This window comes from Alsobacter sp. SYSU BS001988 (genome assembly GCF_054796215.1).
This window is the reverse complement of sequence record NZ_JBTAMK010000005.1, coordinates 68,736-93,282: the sequence shown is the minus strand read 5'-3', so window position 1 is coordinate 93,282 and position 24,547 is coordinate 68,736. Positions and strand designations below refer to the sequence as shown.

The window sequence follows — 24,547 nt, the reverse complement described above, 5'->3', positions numbered from 1 at the left end:
GCGCATGGACGTCCGCGACCTGGAGGAGCTTTTCGCGCCCGCCGGGCGCGTCGAGGCGCGCCGGATGTTCGGCGGCGTGGGCGTCTTCGCGGATGGGCTGATGGTGGCGCTGCAGGCGGGCGGCGTCGTCTATCTCAAGGTCGACGGCGAGAGCGAACCGGCGTTCCTGGCCGAGGGTCTCGAGCCCTTCAGCTACGTGGCCAGGGGCGTGACGAAATCCTTGGGTTACCGGCGCCTGCCGGACGCCGCCTATGACGATCCGGATGCGATGAGGACCTGGTTCGGCTTGGCGCTGGCGGCCGCCCGGCGCAAGGCGGCGACAAAACCGGCCCGCAGGCCGAAACGTCGCTCGCCGAGGGAGATCTGAACGTCGCCGTTCAGGCGACGTCCTGCATCCCGTGGATCTCGTCCTCGCAGACCGTCTTGTTGCGGCCCGTGCGCTTGGCGTGCAGCAGGCAGCGGTCGGCGCGCTCGATCAGCAGTGTGGCGTTGTCGCCCGAGGCGAAAGTGGCCGCGCCGATCGAAATGGTGATGCGGCCCAGCGCTTCGCCGGTGGAGCGCTTCACCAGCTCGCGGCCCATGACGGTCTGGCGGATCCGCTCCGCCACGATGTGCCCGGATTTCAGGGACGACTGCGGAAGCACGACCGCGAACTCCTCGCCGCCGAAGCGCGCGGCGGTGTCGTTGGGCCGCACGGATCCCTTGATCGACATGGCGACGAGGCGCAGCACCTGGTCGCCCGTCAGGTGGCCCCAGGTGTCGTTGAAGTCCTTGAAGCGGTCCACGTCGATCATCAGGATGGTGAGCGGCTCGCCGCTCAACGCCGAGTGGTCGACGGCGTGGCTGATCGTGGCGTCCAGGTGCTTGCGATTGGCCAGCGTGGTCAGCGGGTCCGTGAGGGATTCGGTGCGGATGGATTCCAGCGCCTGCCGGAGATCCTGCACCTCTCCGCGAGTCTCCTTGAGGCGGACCTCCAGGGCGCGGTTGTTGGCCACGGTCTCCTGGGTCACCGAGACGAGCCGGTTCACGATGTCGCGAACGAGGTTCCGGTCCAGCTTGGCGTCGAGGACGTGGGAGATCTCCTCCAGCGAGTCGCCATAGCGGCTGGTGGAGCCGAGCGCCTCGTCGATGAGGCTCACGACGGAGTCGATCTCCGTGAGGACGCCGGCGCTGGCCTTCTCGGCCTGCTGGGCCATGCGGTTCGGAGAGAGGAACTGGTTGTAGAGCTTCTCGATCTGGGAATTGGCGAGCCGTGGGGACGCCGCCAGCTCCTCCGTGAGCGCGCGGCTCAGTGAGCGGTTCGACCCGGCGAGATGCGTGTACCAGACTTCATAGGCCCGAGGCTCCGGCAACGGGCCGTGAGCCTCGATGCGCCGAATGGTTTCCTCGGCCAGTCTGATGGCCGGTTCTTCCGCAGAAGAGGCAACCATAGGCGACTCCCATCACTGATGGGACCCACAGTTGCACAACCACTCTTAAGGGATGGCTAATTGCAGCTACAATCGACCACAACCTGTCAGCTTTTCTTGACCGGCCTGAGCAGGAAGGAGGGCACGTGGTCGCCCAGTCCGATGACGGGCGGGTCGTCGTTGTCCGGGCGCCGGGACGGCGGACGCTGGGGCCGCTCGACCCGGGTCTCGCCGGGGGCGGGCAGGGCGGGTCCGCGCTCGCGGCGGCCGCCGCCATTTTCGCCCGAACGGTCGCGGCGCGGCGGGCGGCTCTCGGTCGGCGGGGAGGGGCTGCGCGCCTCGGGCTCGGACGAACGGCTCCGCGATTCGGCCTCGGCCGCCCGCGGCCTGCTCCTGGTCTCGCCTTCCGAGCTCCGGCCGCGGCCTTCGCGGGAGGACCCGCGTCCGCGCTCGTCGCCCGCAGCGCGCGATCCCTCGCGTCCGCCGGGCCTGCGCCCGCCGGGACGGCGGCGGCGCTCGCCGTCGGCTTCGCCCTCCGCCGGCATCTCGCCCTGCCATTCGATCGGCTGGCCGATCATGTGCTCGATCGCGGCCAGGGACTTCTTGTCCACCGGCGTCACGATCGTGATCGACGTGCCCGACTTGCCGGCGCGGCCCGTGCGGCCGATGCGGTGGACGTAGTCCTCGGCGTGATGGGGCACGTCGTAGTTGAAGACGTGGCTGACGTCCGGGATGTCGAGCCCGCGCGCGGCGACGTCGCTGGCCACCAGCAGCTGGATCGACCCGTTCCGGAACGACTCCAGCGCGGCCATGCGGGCCCGCTGGTCGAGATCGCCGTGCAGCGCCGCGACGCTGAAGCCGTGGCGTTCGAGCGAGCGATAGACCACCTGCACGTCGCGCTTGCGGTTGCAGAAGATGATCGCGTTCTTGAAGTCGGGCTGCTGGCGCACGAGCTTGCGCAGAACCTCGCGCTTCTCGTGCGGCTCGGAGCCGGAGCCGATCAGGCGCTGGGTGATGGTCGCGGCGGTCGAGGCCTGGCGGGCGACCTCGATCTTCACCGGGTTGTGCAGGAAGGTCTCGGTCAGGCGCTGGATCTCGGGCGGCATCGTCGCCGAGAAGAAGAGCGTCTGCCGCGTGAACGGCACCATCCGGCAGATGCGCTCGATGTCCGGGATGAAGCCCATGTCGAGCATCCGGTCGGCCTCGTCGATCACCAGGATCTCGATGCCGGTCAGCAGCAGCTTGCCGCGCTCGAAATGGTCGAGCAGGCGCCCGGGCGTGGCGATCAGCACGTCGACGCCGCGGGTGATCTTCGCGTCCTGGTCGCCGAAGGAGACGCCGCCGATCAGCAGCGCCACGTTCAGGCGCTGGTTGGCGCCGTATTTGACGAACGCCTCCTCGACCTGGGCGGCGAGCTCGCGGGTCGGCTCGAGAATCAGGGTGCGGGGCATGCGGGCGCGGGCGCGGCCCTGCTCCAGCATCGTCAGCATCGGCAGCGTGAACGCCGCCGTCTTGCCGGTGCCCGTCTGGGCGATGCCGAGGACGTCCCGTCGAGCCAGGGCATGCGGAATCGCTTCCGCCTGGATGGGCGTGGGCTGGGTGTAACCGGAAGCGGTGACCGCTTCGAGCACCCTGTCGCTAAGACCGAGATCAGAAAAATTCATTCTTTATGCCGCCTCACGGCGCGGCTATCGACGCAGTTGCGCGTTTTAGGGGAAGCGGGCGGGCAGGACGCGTCAGAACCAGTCGTCGGCCGTTTCCTCAAAGGATGAGGGATACATAGAGAGATTTCGAATCGAGTCAATTCGGCAAAGCCGAAAAGCCCCCCCAAAAACAGCAAAAAGTCCAAGGAAAATCTCAGTATGTCGGAACCCCTGGTCTTGATCCCGGGACTGAACTGCACGCCTGCCCTCTATGCGCCCCAGGCCGAGCGCTTCGGCCACGACCGGCCGATCGTGTTCGCCGACAACCGCCAGGACGCCACGATCGCCGCCATGGCCGGCCGCCTGCTCCGCCAGGCCCCGGCGCGCTTCGCGCTGGCGGGCCTGTCGATGGGGGGCTACGTGGCGCTCGAAATCATGCGGCTCGCGCCGCACCGGGTGTCGCGGCTGGCGCTTCTCGACACCTCCGCCCGGCCCGACACCGAGGAGGCCACGATGCGCCGCCGCCGCCTGATCGCGCTGGCCGAGGCAGGCGAGTTCGACAAGGTTCACGACGCGCTCTGGGCCGCGCTGGTCCATCCCTCCCGTCACGACGACGCGGAACTGGAGGGCGTCGTCCGGAGCATGATGCTGGAGACCGGCCCCGAGGCGTTCGTGCGCCAGGAGCGGGCCATCATCGGCCGGGCGGATTCCCGCCCCTACCTGAAGGCGATCGGCGTGCCGACCCTGATCCTGGTCGGCGAGGAGGACGCCATCACGCCGGTGGACAAGGCCGAGGAGATGCAGGCCGGCGTGCAAGGCGCGGAGCTGGTCGTCGTTCCCGAATGCGGACACCTCTCAACCCTCGAACGGCCGGACGCGGTCAACGAAGCGCTCGGGGCGTGGCTGGCCCGCTAGCACGGGCGAAGGTCCTCGACGCGGCCCTCCAGGATCGGCCCGACAGGCTCCCGTCCGCCCCACAACCTGCCGGTTGCTCCACTAATATTTTAGTGTATCAATGTGCGCCAACGATGACGGGCGGGGGATCCTCTCGCCTGCGCCATGCGGCGGGTTCGCCCGGCCCATGGCTCAAGTCGATCACCGGAGGAAACCATGACGCACGATATCACCAGGCGGACTTTCGTCGGCGGAGCCGCCGGCGCGGCGCTTCTCGGCGCCTCCGGCGCGCGGGCGCAGCTGGCGCTGCCCAAGCAGGCGGTCGCGCTGAACATCGTCGACGTGGCCGGCAACCTGGCGCTGAGCCAGAAGGCCTTCGAGGCCTATCGCAAGGCCAAGCCCGAACTGGTCTCGCGCTTCACCTTCACCAAGGCGCCGGCCCCTGAGCTGCCCGGCAAGATCAAGGCCCAGCAGGACGCCGGCCGGGTCGACATCGACCTCGTGCTGACCGGCACGGACGCGCTCTCCGCCGGCATCGACCAGAAGCTCTGGCTCGACGTGCTCGGCCAGCACAAGGCGGCGCTGCCCAAGCTCGACGACATCTACAACAAGGGCGCGGCGATGATGCAGACGTTGGCCCGCGGGCAGGGCGTGGTCAGCGCCTATTACCCGTCCGGGCCGCTGCTCGAATACATGCCCGACAAGGTGAAGACCCCGCCGACCTCGGTGGAGGAGCTTCTCGCCTGGGCCAAGCAGAACCCGAACCGCTTCCTCTACGCCCGCCCGGCCAATTCCGGCCCCGGCCGCACCTTCATGATGGGGCTGCCCTACATCCTGGGCGACTCCAACCCGAAGGATCCGATGAAGGGCTGGGACAAGACCTGGGCCTATCTGAAGGAGCTCGGCCAGAACATCGAGTACTACCCGACCGGCACCGGCGCGACCATGAAGGAGCTCGGCGAGGGCAGCCGCGACATCATCGTGTCGACCACCGGCTGGGACATCAACCCGCGAGTCCTCGGCGTCGTGCCGAAGGAGGCCAGGATCACCACGCTGAAGAACTTCCGCTGGGTGATCGACGCGCATTACATGTGCATCCCGAAGGGGCTCAGCGACGACAAGGTCGCGGTGCTGCTCGACGTGATGAACTTCATGCTGACCAAGCCCGCGCAGGCCTTCACCTATGACGAGGGCTATTTCTATCCGGGCCCGGCCGTGAAGGACGTCCCGATCACCATGGCGCCGGCCGAGAGCCAGGCCGCCATCAAGGAGTTCGGCCGCCCCGAATACGAGAAGCTGATCGCCGAGGTGCCGCTCGAGCTGCCGCTCGAGCCCGACCAGATGGTGCTCGCCTTCCGTCGCTGGGACGAGGAAATCGGCTCCAAGAAGACCAAGTAAGGCCTTTTCGCCTGTCGGCGGCGGCGCCGTCTCGCGCCGCCGTTCCCTTTCTCCCAGTCTTTTCCGCGCCTCCGCAATGGCGCATCCAGACACCGTCGTGAGCGCTCCATGGCCGCCAATGCTTCTTTCAAGACCCTGAGGCTCCAGCAGGTCGGCCGCGACTTCGGGACCATGAACGCCCTGAAGGACCTCACGCTCGACATCCAGCGCGGCGAATTCATCGCGCTGCTCGGGCCCTCCGGCTGCGGCAAGTCGACGGCGCTCAACTGCATCGCCGGCCTGCTGCCCACGACCCGCGGATCGATCTGGCTGGACGACAAGCGCATCGACGTGCTGCCCGCCGAGGATCGCGGCTTCGGCATGGTGTTCCAGAACTACGCCCTGTTCCCGCACATGACGGTGCGCGGCAATGTCGGCTTCGGGCTGAAGATGCGCGGCGTCCCCCAGGCGGCCGCGACGCCGCGCATCGAGAAGGCGATCCAGACGGTGCGGCTCGAGAGCCAAGCGCACAAGGCGCCGGGGCAGCTCTCCGGCGGTCAGCAGCAGCGCGTGGCGATCGCGCGCGCCATCGCGATCGAGCCGCCGGTGGTGCTCATGGACGAGCCCTTGTCCAACCTCGACGCCAAGCTGCGGCTGGAGATGCGCCAGGAGATCCGCCGCATCCACCAGGGGCTGGGCTCGATCACCATCTACGTCACCCATGACCAGGACGAGGCGCTGTCGCTCGCCGACCGGATCGTCGTGCTGCGCGACGGCGAGATCCGCCAGGTCGGCACGCCGGAGGACCTCTACGCCCGGCCGGCCCATCTCGACGTCGCCGAGTTCATGGGCTTCCGCAACCAGATCCCGGTGACCCTGCTGTCCGCCGGCGGCCAGCAGGTCGAGGTCTCCGCCGAGGGCGTCGCCTTCAAGGCCGTCGCGCAGGAGCCCGTGACCGGACAGACCGCCTATGCGGCGATCCGGCCCGACGACCTGATCGCCGTCTCCAGCGATGCGCCCGGCCTGCCGGCGACCGTGGAGGCCATCGAGTATCGCGGCCGCGACTTCTTCGGTTCGGCCCGGACCGCCTCCGGGACCGAGCTGTTCTTCCGCTCGTCGCGTCGCCTCACGGCCGGCGAGGCGGTGCGCCTGGGGGCCCAGCCCTCGACGATCCTCGTCTACGGGGCTTCGTGATGCAGACCGATACGCCACTTCGCCTTCGCCTGGCGGCGCGGGGCTTCGACGCCGTGACGCTGCTCGTGCTGCCGGCGCTGTTCGTGCTGATCGCGCTCTTCGTATATCCCTTCGCCTATGGGCTGTGGCTCTCGTTCAGGCCCAAGGCCGGCGGCCTCTTCGGCAACTACGCGCGCTTCTTCTCCGATCCCTTCCTCTACGACACGATCGGGACCACGCTCCTCATCGCGCTGCCGACCACGATCCTCAACCTGCTGATCGCCGTTCCGGTCGCCTTCCGGGTGCGCCTGATGCGCCACCAGCGGCTGCTCACCACCATCCTGGTCCTGCCGATCACGCTCGGAACCGTGCTGGTCGCCGAGGGGCTCCTGAACTATCTCGGCCCGCAGGGCTGGCTGAACCGCACCCTGATGGCGGTGGGCCTGATCTCCAGCCCCGTGCGCCTCATCCACAACTATTGGGGCGTGGTGCTGTCGCTGGTGATCACCGGCTTCCCGTTCACCTTTCTGCTGACGCTGTCCTACGTCACCGGCATCGACCCGGCGCTGGAGCAGGCCGCGGCGACGCTGGGGGCCCGGGCTGCGGCGCGGTTCCGCCACGTCTTCCTGCCCCTGCTGGTGCCGGGGCTCGCGATCGCCTTCTGCCTGTCCTTCGTGCAGGCCTATTCGGTCTTCCCCTCGGCCGTGCTGCTCGGGGCGCCGGCGGGGCCGACCCGCGTCATCTCGATCGCCGCGTATCAGGCCGCCTTCGAGGAATACGACTACTCCCTCGCGTCCGCGATCGCGATGATCATGGGCGCCGTGCAGCTCCTGGTCGTCGCCATCGTGCTGTCGATCCGGGGATTGTTCTATCGCGGCCCGGCCGCGGGCGCGAAAGGCTGATCCGATGGCGGTGAATGTGCGGAGCGTCGGCGGCCGTCTCTGGGTCACGGCCGTCTGGGCCACGGTGATCTTCTTCGTCGTCAACCTGCTGGCGATGATCGCGGCGGTGGTGATGAGCTCCTTCGCCACGCGCTGGCTGCGCTCCTGGTTCCCCGACGGCTACACGCTGCGCTGGTACTCGTCCGCCTGGGCCGAGTTTCAGCTGGACGAGCTGCTGCTCGTCACCTTCCAGATCGTCGGCGCTGTGGTGCTGATCTCCGGCCTGGTCGGGGTGCCGGCCGCCTATGCGATGGCGCGCCGGGAGTTCGCCGGCAAGCGCCTCGTCATGCTGCTCCTGCTGCTGCCGCTGCTGGTGCCGCCGGTCACCTACGGCATCCCCCTGGCGACGGTGCTGTACCAGTCCGGCCTCGGCGGCACGATGGGCGGCGTGATCCTCGCCAACCTCGTCCCGTCGGTCCCCTTCGTCGTGCTCGTGATGATGCCCTTCATCGAGCAGATCGACCCGCGGGTCGAGGCGGCGGCCCGGCTTTTCGGCGCCAACACGTTCAAGCTCTTCGTCTATGTGCTGGTGCCGCTGCTGCTGCCGGGCGTGCTCGCCTCGCTGCTGCTGGTGCTGGTGCGCACGATCGCGATGTTCGAGCTGACCTTCCTGACCGCGGGCCCGACGAGCCAGACGCTGGTGGTCGCGCTCTACTACGCCGTCTTCGCCGCCGGCGTGCGGGCGGTCCAGTCGATCGACGCCATGGCGGTGGTCTACATGGTCACGACCCTGATCTGGCTGGTGATCGCGCTGCGCTTCGTCAACCCGACCCAGATCGTGACGCGGGCCAAGCAGCAGCCCGCGCACTGACCGGAGCGGCCCCGGCGGGCCTTCCGCGGCCTGGCTCAGGTGCCCGGCTTGTCGTGGACGAAGGGGAGGAAGAAGTCGCGCCAGCTCGCCGGCCGCGTCTTCAGGATGCCTGACTTGGCCATGTGGTCGGCCTGCAGCATCGTCCCGTAGGGCGTGGTGGAGAACACCACGCCGGGCTGCTGCATCATGGCGACCAGCTCGTCGGGCGTCAGCTTCTCGCCGGTGGCGGCGAGGTAGAGTTCCGCCGCCTTCCGGGGCTCGTCCCTGATCAGCGAGTCGGCGTCCTCCAGGGCGTCCAGGACGGCCTTGGTCAGCTTCGGGTTGGCCTCGGCGAAGCTCTTCTTGCCGAACACGACGGCGTTGCTGAGCGGACCGCCGACGATGTCATAGGAGTTCAGCACGGCGTAGATCTTGGGGTCCTTGAGCTCGATCTGCTGGTAGGGCGGCAGCGAGAAATGGCTGTTCACCTCGTTGTTGGCGCTGAGCACCGCCCCGACCGCGTCGGGGTGCCCGAGCTGGATGGTGATCGGATCCAGCTTGTTGCGCCCGGCCTCGCCCAGCTGGCGCTCCGCCGCGATCTGCAGCAGCACCGCCTGGGTGGAGACCTTCACGGTGGGAACGGCGATGCGGTCCTTGGCCGAGAAGTCGGCGAGCGTCCTCACCTCCGGGTTGCGGGTGACCAGGAGCATCGGGGCGCCGCCCGAGCCCGCCAGGCCCTTGATCTCGCCGCGCGTGCGGTCCCACGCCAGCAGCAGGTTGGTGGCCCCGCTGGTGACGAAGTCGATATTGCCGGAGATGAGCGCGTCGACCGAGGCGCCGCCGCTGGTCAGCGTCACCCAGCTCACCTTGACGTCGCCCAGACCCGCTTCGGCGGCGCGCTTTTCGACCAGCTTCTGCTTCTCCATGAGGATGATCGGCATGTAGATCATGCCGGGCTGGTGGGTCAGGCGCACTTCGGCGACTTCGGCGCGCGCCGGGGCGGCCGCGCCCAGGGCCGCGACGGCCAGCGCGGCCATGCAGGACATCAGTCTCACGTCGTTTCCTCCCGCTGCTTCTTTTTGCGCGGGAAGGCTAGCCGGGCCGATCGGGATCGCCAAGCGCGGGCGGGAGCCGCAGGGCGAAGCAGCCTTTGGTTGTGGTATGGAGAACGCTCCCGCCCCCCGCACGAGGAGCACGCCATGGAAGCGCCTGGACAGCCCGGCATCCGGCCGACCTGGACCAGCAGCGCCAAGGACATGGTGGGCACGAGCCTGGGGACCTCGCGCCTGTGGTTCACGGTCGGCTACGGCATCGTCAACGAGGTCTACTATCCCCGCGTCGACAGCCCGCAGATCCGCGACCTCGGCTTCATCGTCGCCGACGGGCAGGGCTTCTGGGCGGAGGTGAAGCGCTCGGCCGACTATGCGCTGACGACGCCCGGGCCGGGCGTTCCCGCCGTGCACATCATCCACCGCCACTCCCGGTTCGAGCTCACGCTGCGCATCGCGCCGGATCCGGAGCGCGACGTCCTTCTCATCGAGGCGAGCCTGACGGGCGACGCCGGGCTCAAGCTCTACGCCCTGCTGGCCCCGCATCTGGGCGGCACCGGCTTCGACAACACCGCCGACGTGTTCATGAACCGCGACGGCATCGTGCTGTGCGCCGAACAGGGCCCGTTCGCCCTGGCCCTGGCCTGCGTCGACCCCGCCACCCAGCGCGACGCCTGGGGCAAGGCGAGCGCCGGCTATGTCGGGGTGAGCGACGGCTGGCAGGACTTCGCCAGCCACGGCGCGATGACCTGGACGCATGAGCGCGCCGGACCGGGGAACGTCGCCCTCATGGCGGAGATCCAGAGCCCGCAGGCCGTGCTGGCGCTGGGCTTCGGGCGGGAGAAGGACGCCGCGGCCACGCTCGCCATCTCGGCCCTGCTGCAGCCCTTCGACACGGTCTGGCGCCGCCACGTCGAGGACTGGGAGCAGTGGCACGCGCGCAGCGTCGATCCGGAGCGCTGCCCGGGAGAGTTCCGCGAAGCGCTGCATGTGGCCGCCATGGTCCTGCGCGCCCATCAGGACAAGACCTATCCGGGCGCCATGGTGGCGAGCCTCAGCATCCCCTGGGGCAGCAGCACGGACGACACCGGGGGCTACCACCTGGTGTGGCCGCGCGATCTGGTGGAGAGCGCCGGGGCGCTGCTCGGGTTCGGGGCGCTGGCGGAGGCCCGCAACATCCTGCGCTACCTGATCGCGACGCAGAACGCCGACGGGCGCTGGTCCCAGAACCAGTGGCTCGGCGGCCGGCCGCGCTGGTCCGGCGTGCAGCTCGACGAGATCGCCTTCCCGGTGCTGCTGGCCTATGCGCTGGCAGAGGTCGACGCGCTCGACGGCGTCGTGGTGGAGGAGATGGCGCGCCGCGCGCTGCGCTTCGTCGTCCTCAACGGCCCGTCCACGGACCAGGACCGCTGGGAGGAGACGCCCGGCGTCAACGCCTTCACGCTGGCCGTGGCCATCTCGGCCATGGTCTGCGGGGCGGAACTGGCCCATCTGCGGCACAGGCGCGACATGCTGCTCCTGGCCGACGACTGGAACGCCCATGTCGAGGACTGGCTCGCCGCCAGCGATCCGCATCTCACGGCCCGCCACGGCGTCTCCCGTTACTATGTCCGCTCCGCCCCGGCGGCCGTCATCGAGGATCCGGCCGCGATCGCCGATCCGGTCCCGGTGCGCAACCATACGGGCGAGTGCCTGACGCCGGCTTCGACGCTGATCTCGACCGACTTCCTGCAACTGGTCCGCTTCGGCCTGCGGTCGCCGGACGATCCGGTGGTGCGCGACAGCGTCCTGCTGGTCGACGCCATGCTGAAGGCGGAGACTCCCTCCGGTCCGTCCTGGTACCGCTACAATGGCGACGGCTATGGCGAGCATGAGGACGGCGCTCCCTATGACGGGGTGGGCCGGGGCCGCCCCTGGCCGCTCCTTACGGGAGAGCGGGGGCACTTCGCCCTGTGCGCCGGCGACCTGGAGGAGGCCAAGCGTCTGCTGCGGGCCATGATGGCGATGAGCGGCCGCTGCGGGATGCTGCCGGAGCAGATCTGGGACGACGAGCCGGCGCCGCGGGCGGGCCTGCGCGCCGGCAAGCCGTCGGGATCGGCGATGCCGCTGGTCTGGGCCCATGCCGAATTCGCCAAGCTGGCGCTGTCCCTGAACCGCGGGCGTCCCATCGACCGCCCGGAGGCCGTCTGGCTGCGCTATGAGGGTCGCAGGCCCACCGCCGAACGCGCGCACTGGACGCGCAAGATGCCCGTGGGGACGATGCGGGCCGGGCAGAGCCTGCGCTTCATTTTCGACGAGCCCACTCTGGTGCATTGGGGCGTGGATGGCTGGACCCAGCCGCGGGACGCCTCGAGCGCGCCCGGACTGCTGGGCCTGCAGGTCGTCGACGTCGCGCCCGAGGCGCTGGCGGGCGCCGAGCGGGTCGACTTCTCGTGCCAGGACCTCGGCTCGGGCCGGTGGATCGAGATCGACCGGAGGATCCGGATCGAGCGTCGGAGCTGACGGCCTACACGCGGTTGTGCGTGCAGAAATTGTAAACTCATCATCCGCAACTTCCCTTTGAGGGCGCGAACGGCTACCTTCCCCCGGTCGGATCGACGCAGGGCGGGCCCTTGGATCGCCATCAGCTAATCTTGCAGGAAATCGCTTTCGCGGCGGCCGCCATGGCGCAGGCGGAGAACTGGCGTCACGGGATCGACGAGTTGCTGGCCCGCCTCGGCCGGGCGGTGAACGTCAGCCGCGTCTTCCTGTTCGAGATCGATCCCACGCCCGACGGCAAGCTGGCCCATACCTGCCGCCACGACTGGAGCGCTCCGGGCCTGCCCAGCCTCGGCGGGTCGCCCCGATACTCCAAGGAGGTGATCGAGGACTACGATCCCACCTTCGACGAGTGGATCGCCAGGCGCCGGCGCGGGGAGCTCATCCGCGGCCATACGCGCGACCTCACCGGCGTGCTGCGCGAGGACTTCGAGTTCCAGCGGATCGTGTCCTTCATCTCCATTCCGATCCACATCGACGGGGCCTGGTGGGGGCATCTGGGGTTCGACGACTGCGTGGCGGAACGGGACTGGGCCACCGAGGAGATCCATCTGCTGCAGACCACCGGGGCGCTGATCGCGGCCTCGGCGGCGCGCGAGAAGACGGCGCGGTCGCTGCGCGCCATGGAGGCGCTGCGCGCCGCCATGATGGACGTGTCGCTCGACTGCATCCTGATCACCGACGGCGGGGGCCGGGTGATCGACGTGAACCCGGCCTTCGAGGCGACCTTCGGCTGGACGCGCGCCGACGTCCTGCGGCGCAGCATCGGCTCGCTGCTGTTCAATGCCGACAGCGGCGCGGACTGGCGCGAGCTCTTCGCCAAGGCCTCGCGCAGGGGCGGCGCGCGCGGACCGGCGCTGCGCATGGAGACCACGGCGCCCCGCGCCGACGGCCGGCTGTTCCCGATCGAGCTCACCATGGCGCGCATCGACCGCGAGGACCGCGGCATGGTGGCCATTTTCGTGCGCGACCTCACCGCGCGTCACCAGGCCGAGGCGCGCCTGAAGGAGATGACGCAGGAGCGCGCCAACCTGGCCCGCTTCTTCCCGCGCAACCTCGTCGAGCACCTCATCGAGATCGACGTCCCCCTGTCGTCGGCCAAGACGCAGGCGGCCGCGGTGATGTTCGTCGACATGGTCGGCTTCACGTCCTTCTGCGAGGATCGCGCCCCAGACGAGATCATCGCGGTGCTGCGCGAGATGCTGGCCATCGCCTGCCGCATCGTGTTCCGGCACCAGGGCACCATCTACAAATTCACCGGGGACGGCCTGATGGCGGTGTTCGGCGCGCCGATGCGCGGCGTCGCCGACGCGTCGCGCGCGGTGTCCTGCGCGATGGACCTGCAGACGGAGGTCGAAGCGTGGAACCGGTCCCCCGATCGCCTCGGCTCGCCCATCGAGGTGGCCGTGGGAGTGCACTACGGCGACGTGCTCTTCGGCGACGTCGGGGCGGAGGACCAGCTCGAGCTCGCCGTCCTGGGCGACACGGTCAACATCGCCAGCCGCGTCGAGGGCTATTGCCGGGCGCTGCAGACCTCCGTGCTGATCACCGAGGCGACCTGGTCGAAGATCCACGAGGAAATGCGGTCCGACATGCTGGCCCGCTTCACCGATTTCGGCTCGCACCTGCTGCGCGGTCGGCATGACCGCATTCACCTGTTCGGGATCCTGCGCCGCGCGTTCGACGAGAGGGCCGGGCTGGATCTCGAGGCGGCCGACGCCTACGCCTGGCCGCGACAGGCGACGTCGCCCATGCGGCGGACCCTGCGCCCCATGCGCTGACGCGCTCTCAGGCGGGCTGGGCGCTGTCTCCGGCGAAGACGCGCTCGATCATCTCGCGCAGCCAGGCGGCGCGCTCGTCGAGCCGCATGGACGACCAATCGGCGTCCCCGACCCCGACATCGAACAGATGCCGCAGTTCGTCGCGCATGCCTTCGAAGATGATCTCTTCATGGTTCGATTCACAGATCGTCATTGGTCAACCCTGCTCCTCGAAACGAGGTTGCATAAAACCAAACCTTTGCTAGGCGACGCAAGGGGCCGGCGCCCCTGACTTCTGTTGATAACGTGGACAAGTTTCAGGTGCGGCCCGCCCGGACCGCCCGGTCAATCCGCGCATGAGCGCGAGCACGACGTCGACCACGGGCGTGGCCAGCCCATGCGCCTTCGCGAAGGCGGCCGGCTGGCCGAGCAGGGCCTCGACCTCGGTGGGCCGCCCCGCAAGCACGTCCTGGAGCATGGAGGGGCGGCCGCCCCCGAGCGCGCCCGCGGGCCTGACGGCCGCGTCCACGTCGACGTCGGCGGCGAGGTCCCATCCTTCGGCGGCGGCGACCGCGAGGACCTCGCGGATGATCGCGGACGCGACCGCGACCAGGCCTTCGTCCTCGGCCCGTTCGCCCGCCGTGAGGCGGGTGAGGGCCGCCAGAGGGTTGCCGGGCGCGTTCAGGAGGAGCTTCAGCCAGATCTCCCGCCGGATGTCGGCGCTGGCCTGCGCCTCCATGCCCGCCGCCCGAAACAGCGCCACGGTGCGGTCGAGCATCGGGTTCGGTCCGGCCTTCGGCGCGCCGAAGACGAAGCGGCTCCGGGCCCGGTTCACCACCACGCCCGGCTCGACGATCTCGTTCGGCGAGTAGATGACGCCGCCGAGGCTGCGCTCCGGGCCGACGTCGCGCCACAGCGCTCCATCCGGGTCGAGCAGGGGGAGCGTCGCGGGCGCATCGTCCAGCCCGTGCCGCCACCACCACGGGACGCCGTTGCTGAGAAACGCCGCCGCGCCGCCCGGCGCGAGCAGCCGGCCGATCGCGGCGGCGCAGGAGGGCAGGGACACGGCCTTGAGGGTGACCAGGACGAGGTCCTGCGGTCCGAGCGAGCCAGGATCGTCAGTGGCGAGCGGCGTCTCCACCGTGAACGCGTCCGCATCGCTCCTCAGCGTGAGCCCCCGCCGTCGCATGGCGTCGAGATGGGGCCCGCGCGCCACGATGGCGACCCTGGCCGTCGACGCGCGCAGCAGATGCGCGGCGATGTTGCTGCCGACGGCGCCGGCCCCGAACACGCAGACTTTCATCCTCATTCCCCTTGCCCGATCCGGCGTCTCAGCCGAGGAAACGCGCCACGGCGGCCGTGAACTCGGCCGGGCGCTCGACATTCGACAGATGGCCCGCGTCCAGCGTCGCCATCTGGGCGCCGCGAATCGAGGACGCGATCAGCGCGCCGTCGGGCGGCGTCGTGGCGGGATCGCGGGCGCCGACGATCACCAGCACGGGCTTATCGATCCCCTTGATGGCCTCGCGCTGGTCCATGTCGCGGATCGCCGCGCAGCAGCCCTGATAGCCCGCCACGGGCGTGCGCAGCACCATGGCGCGCATCCGCGCCATGACGGCGGGCGCGCTCTCGCGAAAATGGGCCGGAAACCAGCGCTCCAGGGTCGGCTCGACCAGCGCCTCCATGCCGCCGCGCTCGGCGGTGCGGATGCGCCCGTCCCAGAGCTCGCGCGGCCCCATGTGGGCGGCCGTGTTGGCCAGCGCCGCCCTGTCGATCCGCTCCGGCGCGTGGGTCAGGAGCCACATGCCGGTCATGCCGCCCATGGACAGCCCGCACCAATGCGCTTTTTCGATCCCCAGCGCGTCCAGCACGCCCAGGGCGTCGCGGCCGAGCTGGTCGAAGCCATATTCGGCGCGGGGCGCCGCGCTGGCGCCGTGGCCGCGATGGTCGTAGCGGATGACCCTGTAACGCCGGGACCAGGCCGGGACCTGGTCGTCCCACATGCTCAGGTCCGAACTCAGGGAGTTCGAGAGCATCAGGGCGGGTGCGTCCGCCGGGCCGTCGACCCGCACATGGAACGTCTCGCCTTGGATCGTCAGCATCGTCATCGTCGTCTCGCGGCGCGCGGCAGGATAGCAGCAGCGGGCGCGCGGGAGCCAGCGCGCCGCCGCAGCAGGATCCTTGCCGATTGTCACGTCGGCCGCCGGCCGGCGCCGTCCGGGAGGACGCAAGAGATCAGGGTCGATTTCAGCGGGGAACGGCGGCGCTTGAGGTCTTCGAAGCGGAATGGCGCCTAAACTGTGATCAGCGGGTCCCGTTCTTTCATTTCGCCCGTGGACAAAGCGCCGTCCGGCATCCTCTAATGCGTCCAACGTCGAATGACGCCGCGAAGCCGGCGCATCAGGGAGGGATCGAGATGAAGGTGACCAGGCGCGTATTCACGTCGGGACTTGCGGCCGGGCTCGCCGCGCCGGCGCTGCTTCGCGGAGCCAGCGCGCAGGGCGCGACCGTCAAGGTCGGGCAGGTCGTGCCGATCACCGGGCCCGCCGCGGAGGCCGGCAAATACGCCATGGCGGGCGCCAAGCTCGCGCTCGAGAAGGTCAACAAGGCCGGGGGCGTGCTCGGCAAGCCCATGGAGATCGTCACCGAGGACGATCAGACCACCAATCCGGGCGCGGTGCTGGCCTTCTCCAAGCTCGCCACCAACGCCGACATCGTCGGCTTCATCGGCTCCATCCGCTCCACGCAGATGCACGCGATGGCGCCGGACATCCTGAAGACCGCCAAGCCGACGATGTTCGGCGGCACCGACCCGACGCTCACCAAGCTGGGCAATCCGTGGCTGTTCCGCTGCCGGCCCAATGACGGCTATTCGGGCCGCGTCATCGCCGAGTTCGGAGTCAAGGAGCTGAAGCTGCAGAAGTGGGGCATCGTGCACTCCACCGACGCGTTCGGCACCAACGGCATGAAGGCGCTGGAAGGCGCGCTGAAGGCGCTCAACCTCACCCCGGTGGTGATCCAGGGCTACGCCAACCAGTCGCAGGACTTCACCCCCGTCGTGCTGGCGCTGAAGCAGGCCGGCGTCGACATCATCTCCTCCTACTTCACCTTCGAGAACGACCTCGGCATCTTCGCCCGGCAGCTGCGCCAGCTCGGCGTCACGGCGCCGTGGGTGGGGTCGCCGTCGATCGTCAACGTCACGGCGCTGAAGCTCGCCGGCCCGGCCCTCTACAACACCTACGGGGTGGCCGACTACGCCGAGGATTCCAGCCCCGAGGCCAAGGCCTTCGCCGACGCCTATCGGGCCGCCATGAAGGTGAACCCCGACAACCAGTCGTCCTGGTGCTACGACGCGGTGACCCTGCTGGCCGCCGCCATCAACAAGGCCGGCAAGACCGACCCGGCCGCCGTGCGCGACGCGATGCTCTCCATCAAGGGGCACAAGGGCGCCGAGGGCGAGTACAATTTCGACCAGAACGGCGACGGCCTGCACGGCTACAACGTCGTGCAGAACAAGAGCGGAAACATCGTCTTCGCCAAGCATATCGAGTTCAACGACTAAGTCCCCCATGGTCCCGCCCGCCCGACGGCCGGCGGGACCATGACGGCGCGCCGTTCGCGACTTTCCCGGGGGCCTCATGGATCTTGCTTTTCAATTGCTCTTCACGGGCATCGGCATCGGCTCCGTCTACGCGCTCGTGGCGCTCGGATTCGTGCTGATCTTCCGCGCCACCAACGTCGTCAACTTCGCGCAGGGCGAGTTCTCGATGGTCGCGGCGTTCCTGATGGTGATCTTCGCCGTCGACCTGGAATGGCCCTACTGGCTCTCGTTCCTGCTGGCCCTGGCCGGCATGGCGCTCTACGGCGTCGTCTTCAATCTGGGCGTCTACTACCCGCTGCGGCACCGCACCTACCTGCCGGTGATCATCTCCACCATCGGCGCGTCGATCCTCGTCGCCAACACCATGCTGGCCTTGTACGGGCCGCAGCCGCAGGTCCTGTCGCCGGTGTTCGAGACGCCGGGCTTCAATGTCGGGCCGGTCTATCTCGACAGCCAGTATCTCCTGATCATCGCCGTCACGGTCGTGCTGGTGGCGTTCCAGTACTGGTTCTTTGAGCACACGCTCCTGGGCAAGAAGCTGCAGGCCACCTCCCAGGACAAGGAGATGGCCTCGCTGCTGGGCATCCCGGTCGCGATGATGATCATGATCACCTTCGTGTATAGCGCGGTGCTCGGCGGGCTCGCCGGCATCCTGGTCGCGCCGATCCTGTTCGTGTCGATCCAGATGGGCGGCACCATCGCCCTGAAGGCGTTCGCCGCCACCATCATCGGCGGCTTCGGCGACGTGGCGGGAGCGATCATCGGCGGGCTGGCGCTCGGCGTCATCGAGACCTTCGGCGCGGCCTATGTCTCGGTGCCCTACAAGGACGGCTTCGCCTTCCTGGTGCTGGTGCTCTTCCTCGTGTTCAGGCCGCAGGGCCTCTTCGGCGAACGGGTGGCGGAAAAAGCATGACCACCATCACCCAACCCGCTCCGGCCTCGCGCCGGCTGCCGCAGCTCGGGCTCCTCGCCTATGTGGCGCTGGTCGCCGTCGTGGTGTTCTACGCGGCGACCCACGCCTTCGACGGCTACATCACCAATATCCTCATGCAGGCGGCCACCTATTCGGTCGCCGTGATGGGGCTGACGGTGGTGCTGGGCCTGTGCGGCCAAATCAACCTGGCGCAGGCGGCCTTTTTCGGGCTCGGCGCCTATGCGGTGGGGCTCGGCACCGTCGATTACTGCCTCTCCTACTGGGTCTGCGCGCTGATCGGCCTGGTGCTGGTCCTCGCAGCCGGAGCCTTCCTGGGCGCTTCGACCCTGCGCCTCGGGGGCCATTACCTGGCGATGGTGACGATCAGCTTCCAGCAGATCGTCACGCTGGTGATGATCAACTGGATCCCGGTCACGCATGGGCCGGACGGCGTCTCGCGCATCGCGCGGCCGGCCCTGTTCCAGTCGTCGCAGAGCTATCTCGCCTTCTGCGTCGCCGTGCTGGCGGTCGTCGGGTACCTCGTCTGGCGCCTGCCGGCGTCGCCGCTCGGGCGCGCCATGCGGGCGGTCCGCGACAACGAACTCGCGGCCAGCGTCGCCGGCATCGACGTGCAGCGCACCAAGGTGACGGCCTTCGCCATCTGCGCCCTGCTGGGCGGGCTGGGCGGCGCGCTGTTCGCCGGCGGCTTCGCCTATGTGAGCCCGGACCAGTTCTCCTTCGCCGAATCCATCGTGTTCCTCACCATGGTGCTGCTGGGCGGCGTGGCGTCGCCCATCGGGGCGGTCGTGGGCACGGGGCTCCTGATCCTGATCCCCGAATGGCTGCGGTTCCTGAAATCGGTGCCCGGGCTCTACCTCGCGATCTACGGCCTGGCCGTGATCCTGATCGTGCTGTTCATGCCGGACGGGATCTGGGGCTGGATGTCCAACGTCACGCGGCGCTTCCACCGCGCCGCGCCGGCGCGGGCGGAGGCGGCGGCGCTGGAGCTGCGCCAGTCGGCCGGGCACGACCCGGACGTGCTGCGCATCGAGGGGTTGGCCAAGCATTTCGGCGGGCTGAAGGCGGTGGACGGCATCGACTTCGCCGTCCGGCGCGGCAGCGTGCACGCGCTCATCGGCCCCAACGGGTCCGGCAAGACGACGACGCTGAACGTGCTCTCGGGCATCTACACGCCCACCGCGGGCCGGATCGTGCTCGACGGGACCGACATCACGGGCCTGCCGCCGCACCGGCGGACGATCGCGGGGCTCGGGCGGACGTTCCAGAACATCCGCCTGTTCCGCTCCATGACGGCGGTCGAGAACGTCGTGATCGGGGCCGAGCATCCCGGCAACCCGGTCGAGAAGGCGCATCACGCGCTGGAGACGCGGGCCCGCTCGGCGCTGGCCTTCGTCGGGCTCGGCGACCGCGGCGACGAGCTCGTGACGTCGTTCAGCTACGGCCACCAGCGCCTCATCGAGATCGCCCGGGCGCTCGCCGGCAATCCCACCCTCCTGCTCCTGGACGAGCCGGCGGCGGGCCTGAACTCCACCGAGAAGGTGGAGCTCACCGGCCTGCTCAAGCGCATCGCCGCCAAGGGGCTCACCATCCTGATCATCGACCACGACATGACGCTCGTCAGCGACGTGGCCGAGCACATCACGGTGCTGAATTTCGGCCGCAGGATCGCGGACGGCGACCCCGTCTCCGTGCTCAACCATCCCGACGTCGTCACCGCCTACCTGGGAAGCGAGCCCGATGCCGCTCATTGAATGCAAGGACCTCGTGGTCCGCTACGGCGAGATCGAGGCGCTCCATGGCCTGACCGTGGCGGTCGAGCCTGGCGAGGTGGTCACGCTCCTGGGCGGCAACGGCGCGGGCAAGTCCACCACGCTGCGGGCCATCTCGGGGCTGGTGAAGCCCGTCTCGGGCGACATCCTGTTCGAAGGGCAGTCGCTGGTCGGGATCGGCCCGGAGGATATCGTGCGCCGCGGCGTCGCGCATGTGCCGGAGGGGAGGCGGGTCTTCCCCGGCCTCACGACCCGCGAAAACATCATGCTCGGCGCCTCCAACCGCAAGGGCCTGAGCAAGGCCCAGATCCGGCGGGAGGCGGACGAGATGTTCGACCTCTTCCCGGACGTGCGGCCCTTCGCGGATGCGCTGGGCTGGACGCTGTCGGGCGGCCAGCAGCAGATGGTCGCCGTGGCGCGCGGCCTGATGGCCCGGCCGAAGCTGCTCCTGCTGGACGAGCCCTCGCTCGGGCTCGCGCCGGTGATCGTGCAGAAGGTCTTCGCCATCATCGCCGAGATCCGGCATCGAGGCACGACGGTGCTCCTCGTGGAGCAGAACGCCCGCATGGGCCTGTCGGTGGCGGACCGGGGCTATGTGCTGGAGACCGGGCGGCTCGTGCTCAGCGGCAAGCCGGCGGAGCTGTGGGGCAACGAAGAGATCCGCGCCGCCTATCTGGGCGGGCACGCCCGCGTCAAGGCGACCCTGCCGGCCCTCTGACGGGTTCAGCCCTGGGCGGCCCAGCGCACGACCGTATAGGCCAGCACGCCCGCCAGCACGCCGGCGAAGCGCGTCTCGGTGCGCAGGTCCGCGATCCGGCCCGCGGCCACGGCCGGGCGGATCGCCACGTCGATGGCCAGCGACGCCAGGATCGGCCACAGGAAGGTCGGCACGACCGAGCGCTCCAGTTCGGGCCAGCGCGTCACGACCAGGCCCTGCGCCACGCCAAACAGCGTCAGCGCGGCCACGAAGGCGACGGCGGTCTTGTGGGCGAAGATGAATCGGCTCACGGCGCCTCGACGGAAGATCGCGCCGCGATCCGCCGCGGCCGGCCCCCTCATAGCATGAAGGCCGGGCCCTTGCGGACCCGACCTTCGGCTTGCCGGCGGAGACGGTCTCAGGCCTGGCTTGCGGCCTTCACCCCGAGCGCGGCCTGCGCCGCCGCCAAACGGGCGATCGGCACGCGGTAGGGCGAGCAGGAGACGTAGTCGAGGCCGACCTGCTCGCAGAAGGCGATCGAGGTCGGGTCGCCGCCATGCTCGCCGCAGATGCCGAGCTTGATGTCGGGCCGCACCCTGCGGCCGCGCTCGACGCCGATCTTGACCAGTTCGCCGACGCCCTCGATGTCGAGCGTCACGAAGGGATCGTAGGGCAGGATGCCCTTGGCGGTGTAGGGCCCAAGGAAGCTCGCCGCGTCGTCGCGGGAGATGCCGAGGCCGGTCTGGGTGAGGTCGTTCGTCCCGAAGGAGAAGAACTCGGCCGTCTCGGCGATCTCGTCGGCCTTGAGGCAGGCGCGCGGCAGCTCGATCATGGTGCCGACCTGGTAGTCGAGCTTGGCCCCCGTCTCCTTCTCGACCGCCGCCGCCATGGCCACGATGCGCTCCTTGACGATGTCGAATTCCGGCCGGCCCATGACCAGCGGAACCATGATCTCGGGGATCACCGGCGCCCCCGTGGCCTTCGCGGCCTCGACGGAGGCCTCGAAGATGGCGCGCGCCTGCATCTCGGCGATCTCCGGATAGGCGATCGCCAGGCGGCAGCCGCGGAAGCCGAGCATCGGGTTGAACTCGTGCAGCTCGGCGGCCCGGCGCTTCAGCTTGTCCTCGGACGCGCCCATCGCGGCCGCGACCTCGGCCACCTCCTCGTCGCTGTGCGGCAGGAACTCGTGCAAGGGCGGGTCGAGCAGGCGGATGGTGACCGGAAGCCCGCTCATGATCGTGAACAGCTCGACGAAGTCGGCGCGCTGCATGGGCAGCAGCTTGGCGAGCGCGTGGCGCCGGCCGGCCTCGTCGTCCGCCAGGATCATCTCGCGCACGGCGACGATGCGCTCGCCCTCGAAGAACATGTGCTCCGTCCGCGACAGGCCGATCCCCTCGGCGCCGAACTGGCGCGCCGTGCGGGCGTCGAGCGGCGTCTCGGCGTTGGCGCGGATCTTCATGCGGCGGGCCTTGTCGGCCCAGCCCATCAGCGTGCCGAACTCGCCGGAGAGCTCCGGCTCCAGCATCTTGATCTCGCCCAGCAGCACCTGCCCGGCGCCGCCGTCGATGGTGATCCAGTCGCCCTTCTTCAGGGTCACGCCGGCGGCCGTCATGGTCTGGCTGGCGTAGTCGACGCGCAGTCCGCCCGCGCCGGAGACGCAGGGCTTGCCCATGCCGCGCGCCACCACGGCGGCGTGCGAGGTCATGCCGCCGCGCGTGGTCAGGATGCCCTCGGCGGCGTGCATGCCGTGGATGTCCTCGGGGCTCGTCTCGACGCGCACCAGGATCACCTTGCGGCCAGCCGCCTTGGCGGCCTCAGCCTCGTCCGAATCGAACACGATTTCGCCGCCGGCCGCGCCCGGCGACGCCGGAAGCCCGGTCGCCAGGACCTTGCGGTCCGCGTCCGGGTCGATGGTGGGATGCAGCAACTGGTCGAGCGACATCGGGTCGATGCGGGCGACCGCCTCGTCCTGGGTGATCAGGCCCTCGGCCGCCAGCTCCACCGCGATCTTCAGCGCCGCCTTGGCGGTGCGCTTGCCGTTGCGGGTCTGCAGCATCCACAGCTTGCCGCGCTCGATGGTGAACTCGACGTCCTGGACGTCGCGGTAGTGCTTCTCAAGAAGGCCGCAGATGCGGATGAACTCCGCATAGGCCTCCGGCATGGCGACCTCGAGCGACGGCCGGTCCGAGCCCGCGGCCTTGCGGGCCGCCTCGGTGATGTCCTGCGGCGTGCGGATGCCGGCGACGACGTCCTCGCCCTGGGCGTTGATCAGGAACTCGCCATAGAGCTCCTTCTCGCCGGTCGAGGGGTTGCGGGTGAAGGCCACGCCCGTCGCCGAGGTGTCGCCGAGATTGCCGAACACCATGGCCTGGACGTTGACGGCCGTGCCCCAGCTCGCCGGGATGCCGTGCAGCTCGCGGTATTTGTTGGCGCGCTGGTTCATCCAGGAGCCGAACACGGCGCCGATCGCGCCCCAGAGCTGGTCCTTGGGATCCTGCGGGAAGGGCCGGCCGAGCTCCTTCTGGACGGTCTCCTTGAAGCGCGAGACGATGAGCCTCCAGTCGTCGGCGCTGAGGTCCGTGTCGAGGGAGTAGGCCTTGCGGTCCTTGTACTCCTCCAGAATGTCCTCGAAGTGGTGGTGCTCGACGCCGAGCACGACGTCCGAATACATCTGGATGAAGCGGCGGTAGCTGTCATAGGCGAAGCGGGCGTCGCCGGAGCTGGCCGCGATCGCCTCGACCGTGACGTCGTTCAGCCCGAGGTTGAGGACGGTGTCCATCATGCCGGGCATGGAGGCGCGGGCGCCGGAGCGCACGGAGACGAGCAGCGGGTTGGCGGCGTCGCCGAAGGTCTTGCCCGTCAGGCCGCCGACATGGTCCAGCGCCGCCTGGACCTGGCCCGAGAGGTCCTCCGGGTAGGTCTGGCCGTGGGCGTAATAATAGGTGCACACTTCGGTCGAGATCGTGAACCCGGGGGGCACGGGGAGACCGAGATTGCTCATCTCGGCCAGGTTGGCGCCCTTGCCGCCCAGCAGCTCGCGCATGCCGGCCTGGCCTTCCGCCTTGCCGTCCCCGAACGTGTAGACCCACTTCGTCATTAGCCCCGTCCTTCAATGCCATGAAGCGCGCAACGCGGTGAGCCCGCCTTGCGCTGTCCTTCGCCGTCGTGCGGCGATGTCCTGCGCCGCGCACGACCACGGCTGAGCGCGCGACTTCCCATTGCCCAGCTTCAGGCAAAACGCAATCACCCGTTGGTCGGCGCGCATCATCGGCCGACGCACCGGGTGACTGAAGCGGGGCCGAAAAGGCCCGGTCCGCAACGCGCTCGCTTCAACTTGGTTCCGACTCGCGACGCCTGCGAAGGTCTAAGTACGGCGGCGCAAGGCCAACCCCATCGCGATCCAGCCCGTTCCGGCGAAGATCAGGTCGATGCCGAGGAACATGCCGAGCACGTAGAGGCTCGACACGGGCCAGTGCGCCAGGATCATGCCGCCCAGCAGGAGCGTGACCAGACCCGACAGCGCCACCCATCCCCAGGGCGCGCCTTCCTTCATCTGGAAAGCCAGGATGATGCGAACGATTCCGGACGCCACGAGGCCGGCGCCGAGCATCAGGGTCAGCACGCTGGCGGCGAGCAGCGGGTTCATGATCGCGAAGACGCCCGCCAGCGCGTAGAGCGCGCCGAGGAGGATCCAGAGAAAGAAGCGCCCCCAGCTCTTGGACGCGAAACCGTGGGCCATCTCGATCGCGCCGCTCACCACCATCATGAAGCCGACGACCGTCACGCTCACCGCCGTCGCCATGACGACGCTGCCGAGCGCGATCAGGCCGCACAGGCTGATGAGGACGCCGACGGCGACGATCCAGCCCCAGCGGGACCGGAGCGCGTCGATGCCGCTGCGCAGGCTTGGGCCGCCATAGGCGGCATTGTCCGGGGCTGTTGTGCTCATGGGTCACTCCTCTTGCAGTCGCG

At 69.3% G+C, this 24,547-nt stretch carries 21 protein-coding genes; 12 read left to right on the top strand and 9 right to left on the bottom strand.

The genetic code is table 11. From position 1 onward, the window contains the following. The first annotated feature begins 4 nt into the window (after nt 1-4). On the top strand, nt 5-367 hold the full coding sequence (locus tag ACYVO7_RS12055; protein WP_460450070.1) for a TfoX/Sxy family protein: 363 nt from the start codon (nt 5-7) through the stop codon (nt 365-367). Between the two features lie 10 nt (nt 368-377). Here the strand turns inward: ACYVO7_RS12055 and ACYVO7_RS12050 are convergent, their stop codons facing one another. Both ACYVO7_RS12050 and ACYVO7_RS12045 read right to left on the bottom strand, forming a co-directional pair. Then, the gene (locus ACYVO7_RS12050; RefSeq protein WP_460450069.1) at nt 378-1,430 is read right to left on the bottom strand and encodes a diguanylate cyclase; all 1,053 of its coding nucleotides are present in this window, start codon (nt 1,428-1,430) and stop codon (nt 378-380) included. A gap of 86 nt (nt 1,431-1,516) precedes the next feature. Then, on the bottom strand, nt 1,517-3,073 hold the full coding sequence (locus ACYVO7_RS12045; protein ID WP_460450068.1) for a DEAD/DEAH box helicase: 1,557 nt from the start codon (nt 3,071-3,073) through the stop codon (nt 1,517-1,519). Nucleotides 3,074-3,271: 198 nt separating this feature from the next. Here ACYVO7_RS12045 and ACYVO7_RS12040 point away from each other — a divergent pair, with 198 nt between their 5' ends. The 5 genes from ACYVO7_RS12040 (at nt 3,272) to ACYVO7_RS12020 (ending at nt 8,248) form a co-directional block, all read left to right on the top strand. Then, nucleotides 3,272-3,967: an alpha/beta fold hydrolase gene (locus ACYVO7_RS12040; RefSeq protein ID WP_460450067.1), complete on the top strand. Its 696-nt coding sequence runs from the start codon at nt 3,272-3,274 to the stop codon at nt 3,965-3,967. A gap of 195 nt (nt 3,968-4,162) precedes the next feature. After that, nucleotides 4,163-5,344: an extracellular solute-binding protein gene (locus ACYVO7_RS12035; protein ID WP_460450066.1), complete on the top strand. Its 1,182-nt coding sequence runs from the start codon at nt 4,163-4,165 to the stop codon at nt 5,342-5,344. A 108-nt stretch (nt 5,345-5,452) separates the two neighbouring features. Further along, nucleotides 5,453-6,517, top strand: coding sequence for an ABC transporter ATP-binding protein (locus ACYVO7_RS12030; RefSeq protein WP_460450065.1), 1,065 nt, complete (start codon nt 5,453-5,455; stop codon nt 6,515-6,517). Next, the gene (locus ACYVO7_RS12025; protein ID WP_460450064.1) at nt 6,517-7,398 is read left to right on the top strand and encodes an ABC transporter permease; all 882 of its coding nucleotides are present in this window, start codon (nt 6,517-6,519) and stop codon (nt 7,396-7,398) included. Before ACYVO7_RS12030 ends, ACYVO7_RS12025 begins: the two co-directional genes overlap by 1 nt. 4 nt (nt 7,399-7,402) lie before the next feature. Then, nucleotides 7,403-8,248 (top strand): ABC transporter permease, encoded by an 846-nt coding sequence (locus ACYVO7_RS12020; protein WP_460450063.1) that lies wholly within the window; start codon nt 7,403-7,405, stop codon nt 8,246-8,248. Between the two features lie 35 nt (nt 8,249-8,283). Here the strand turns inward: ACYVO7_RS12020 and ACYVO7_RS12015 are convergent, their stop codons facing one another. Beyond that, nucleotides 8,284-9,273, bottom strand: a complete 990-nt coding sequence (locus tag ACYVO7_RS12015) for an ABC transporter substrate-binding protein (protein ID WP_460450291.1) — start codon at nt 9,271-9,273, stop codon at nt 8,284-8,286. 153 nt (nt 9,274-9,426) lie between these two features. Here ACYVO7_RS12015 and ACYVO7_RS12010 point away from each other — a divergent pair, with 153 nt between their 5' ends. Together ACYVO7_RS12010 and ACYVO7_RS12005 are read left to right on the top strand one after the other, a co-directional pair. Beyond that, nucleotides 9,427-11,778 (top strand): glycoside hydrolase family 15 protein, encoded by a 2,352-nt coding sequence (locus ACYVO7_RS12010; RefSeq protein ID WP_460450062.1) that lies wholly within the window; start codon nt 9,427-9,429, stop codon nt 11,776-11,778. A gap of 131 nt (nt 11,779-11,909) precedes the next feature. Further along, nucleotides 11,910-13,595, top strand: a complete 1,686-nt coding sequence (locus ACYVO7_RS12005) for an adenylate/guanylate cyclase domain-containing protein (protein WP_460450061.1) — start codon at nt 11,910-11,912, stop codon at nt 13,593-13,595. A gap of 7 nt (nt 13,596-13,602) precedes the next feature. On the opposite strand, the gene ACYVO7_RS12000 is transcribed toward ACYVO7_RS12005, so the two are convergent. Genes ACYVO7_RS12000 through pcaD form a run of 3 tightly spaced genes read right to left on the bottom strand, consistent with a single transcriptional unit; the run spans nt 13,603 to nt 15,676 of the window. After that, entirely contained in the window at nt 13,603-13,788 is a 186-nt protein-coding gene (locus tag ACYVO7_RS12000; RefSeq protein ID WP_460450060.1) for a hypothetical protein, read from the bottom strand. Between the two features lie 48 nt (nt 13,789-13,836). Beyond that, nucleotides 13,837-14,883 carry a ketopantoate reductase family protein gene (locus ACYVO7_RS11995; protein WP_460450059.1) on the bottom strand — a complete coding sequence of 349 codons (1,047 nt, stop codon included), beginning with the start codon at nt 14,881-14,883 and terminating at the stop codon, nt 13,837-13,839. A gap of 22 nt (nt 14,884-14,905) precedes the next feature. Beyond that, nucleotides 14,906-15,676 carry a 3-oxoadipate enol-lactonase gene (gene pcaD, locus ACYVO7_RS11990; RefSeq protein WP_460450058.1) on the bottom strand — a complete coding sequence of 257 codons (771 nt, stop codon included), beginning with the start codon at nt 15,674-15,676 and terminating at the stop codon, nt 14,906-14,908. Between the two features lie 314 nt (nt 15,677-15,990). Here pcaD and ACYVO7_RS11985 point away from each other — a divergent pair, with 314 nt between their 5' ends. From ACYVO7_RS11985 to ACYVO7_RS11970, 4 genes are all read left to right on the top strand, one after another. Next, nucleotides 15,991-17,136 (top strand): ABC transporter substrate-binding protein, encoded by a 1,146-nt coding sequence (locus tag ACYVO7_RS11985; protein ID WP_460450057.1) that lies wholly within the window; start codon nt 15,991-15,993, stop codon nt 17,134-17,136. Nucleotides 17,137-17,212: 76 nt separating this feature from the next. After that, complete coding sequence (locus tag ACYVO7_RS11980; protein WP_460450056.1) at nt 17,213-18,088, top strand: branched-chain amino acid ABC transporter permease; 876 nt, start codon at nt 17,213-17,215, stop codon at nt 18,086-18,088. Then, the gene (locus tag ACYVO7_RS11975; protein ID WP_460450055.1) at nt 18,085-19,860 is read left to right on the top strand and encodes a branched-chain amino acid ABC transporter ATP-binding protein/permease; all 1,776 of its coding nucleotides are present in this window, start codon (nt 18,085-18,087) and stop codon (nt 19,858-19,860) included. The genes ACYVO7_RS11980 and ACYVO7_RS11975 overlap by 4 nt, the downstream gene beginning before the upstream one ends. Continuing rightward, nucleotides 19,847-20,596: an ABC transporter ATP-binding protein gene (locus ACYVO7_RS11970; RefSeq protein WP_460450054.1), complete on the top strand. Its 750-nt coding sequence runs from the start codon at nt 19,847-19,849 to the stop codon at nt 20,594-20,596. Before ACYVO7_RS11975 ends, ACYVO7_RS11970 begins: the two co-directional genes overlap by 14 nt. Before the next feature lie 5 nt (nt 20,597-20,601). On the opposite strand, the gene ACYVO7_RS11965 is transcribed toward ACYVO7_RS11970, so the two are convergent. The 3 genes from ACYVO7_RS11965 to ACYVO7_RS11955 form a co-directional block, all read right to left on the bottom strand. Further along, nucleotides 20,602-20,886 carry a hypothetical protein gene (locus tag ACYVO7_RS11965; RefSeq protein WP_460450053.1) on the bottom strand — a complete coding sequence of 95 codons (285 nt, stop codon included), beginning with the start codon at nt 20,884-20,886 and terminating at the stop codon, nt 20,602-20,604. A gap of 107 nt (nt 20,887-20,993) precedes the next feature. Next, a complete protein-coding gene (ppdK, locus tag ACYVO7_RS11960) occupies nt 20,994-23,672 on the bottom strand; it encodes a pyruvate, phosphate dikinase (protein ID WP_460450052.1) in 2,679 nt (892 codons plus the stop codon). Nucleotides 23,673-23,939: 267 nt separating this feature from the next. Beyond that, the gene (locus tag ACYVO7_RS11955; protein WP_460450051.1) at nt 23,940-24,524 is read right to left on the bottom strand and encodes an HdeD family acid-resistance protein; all 585 of its coding nucleotides are present in this window, start codon (nt 24,522-24,524) and stop codon (nt 23,940-23,942) included. Nucleotides 24,525-24,547: the final 23 nt, after the last annotated feature.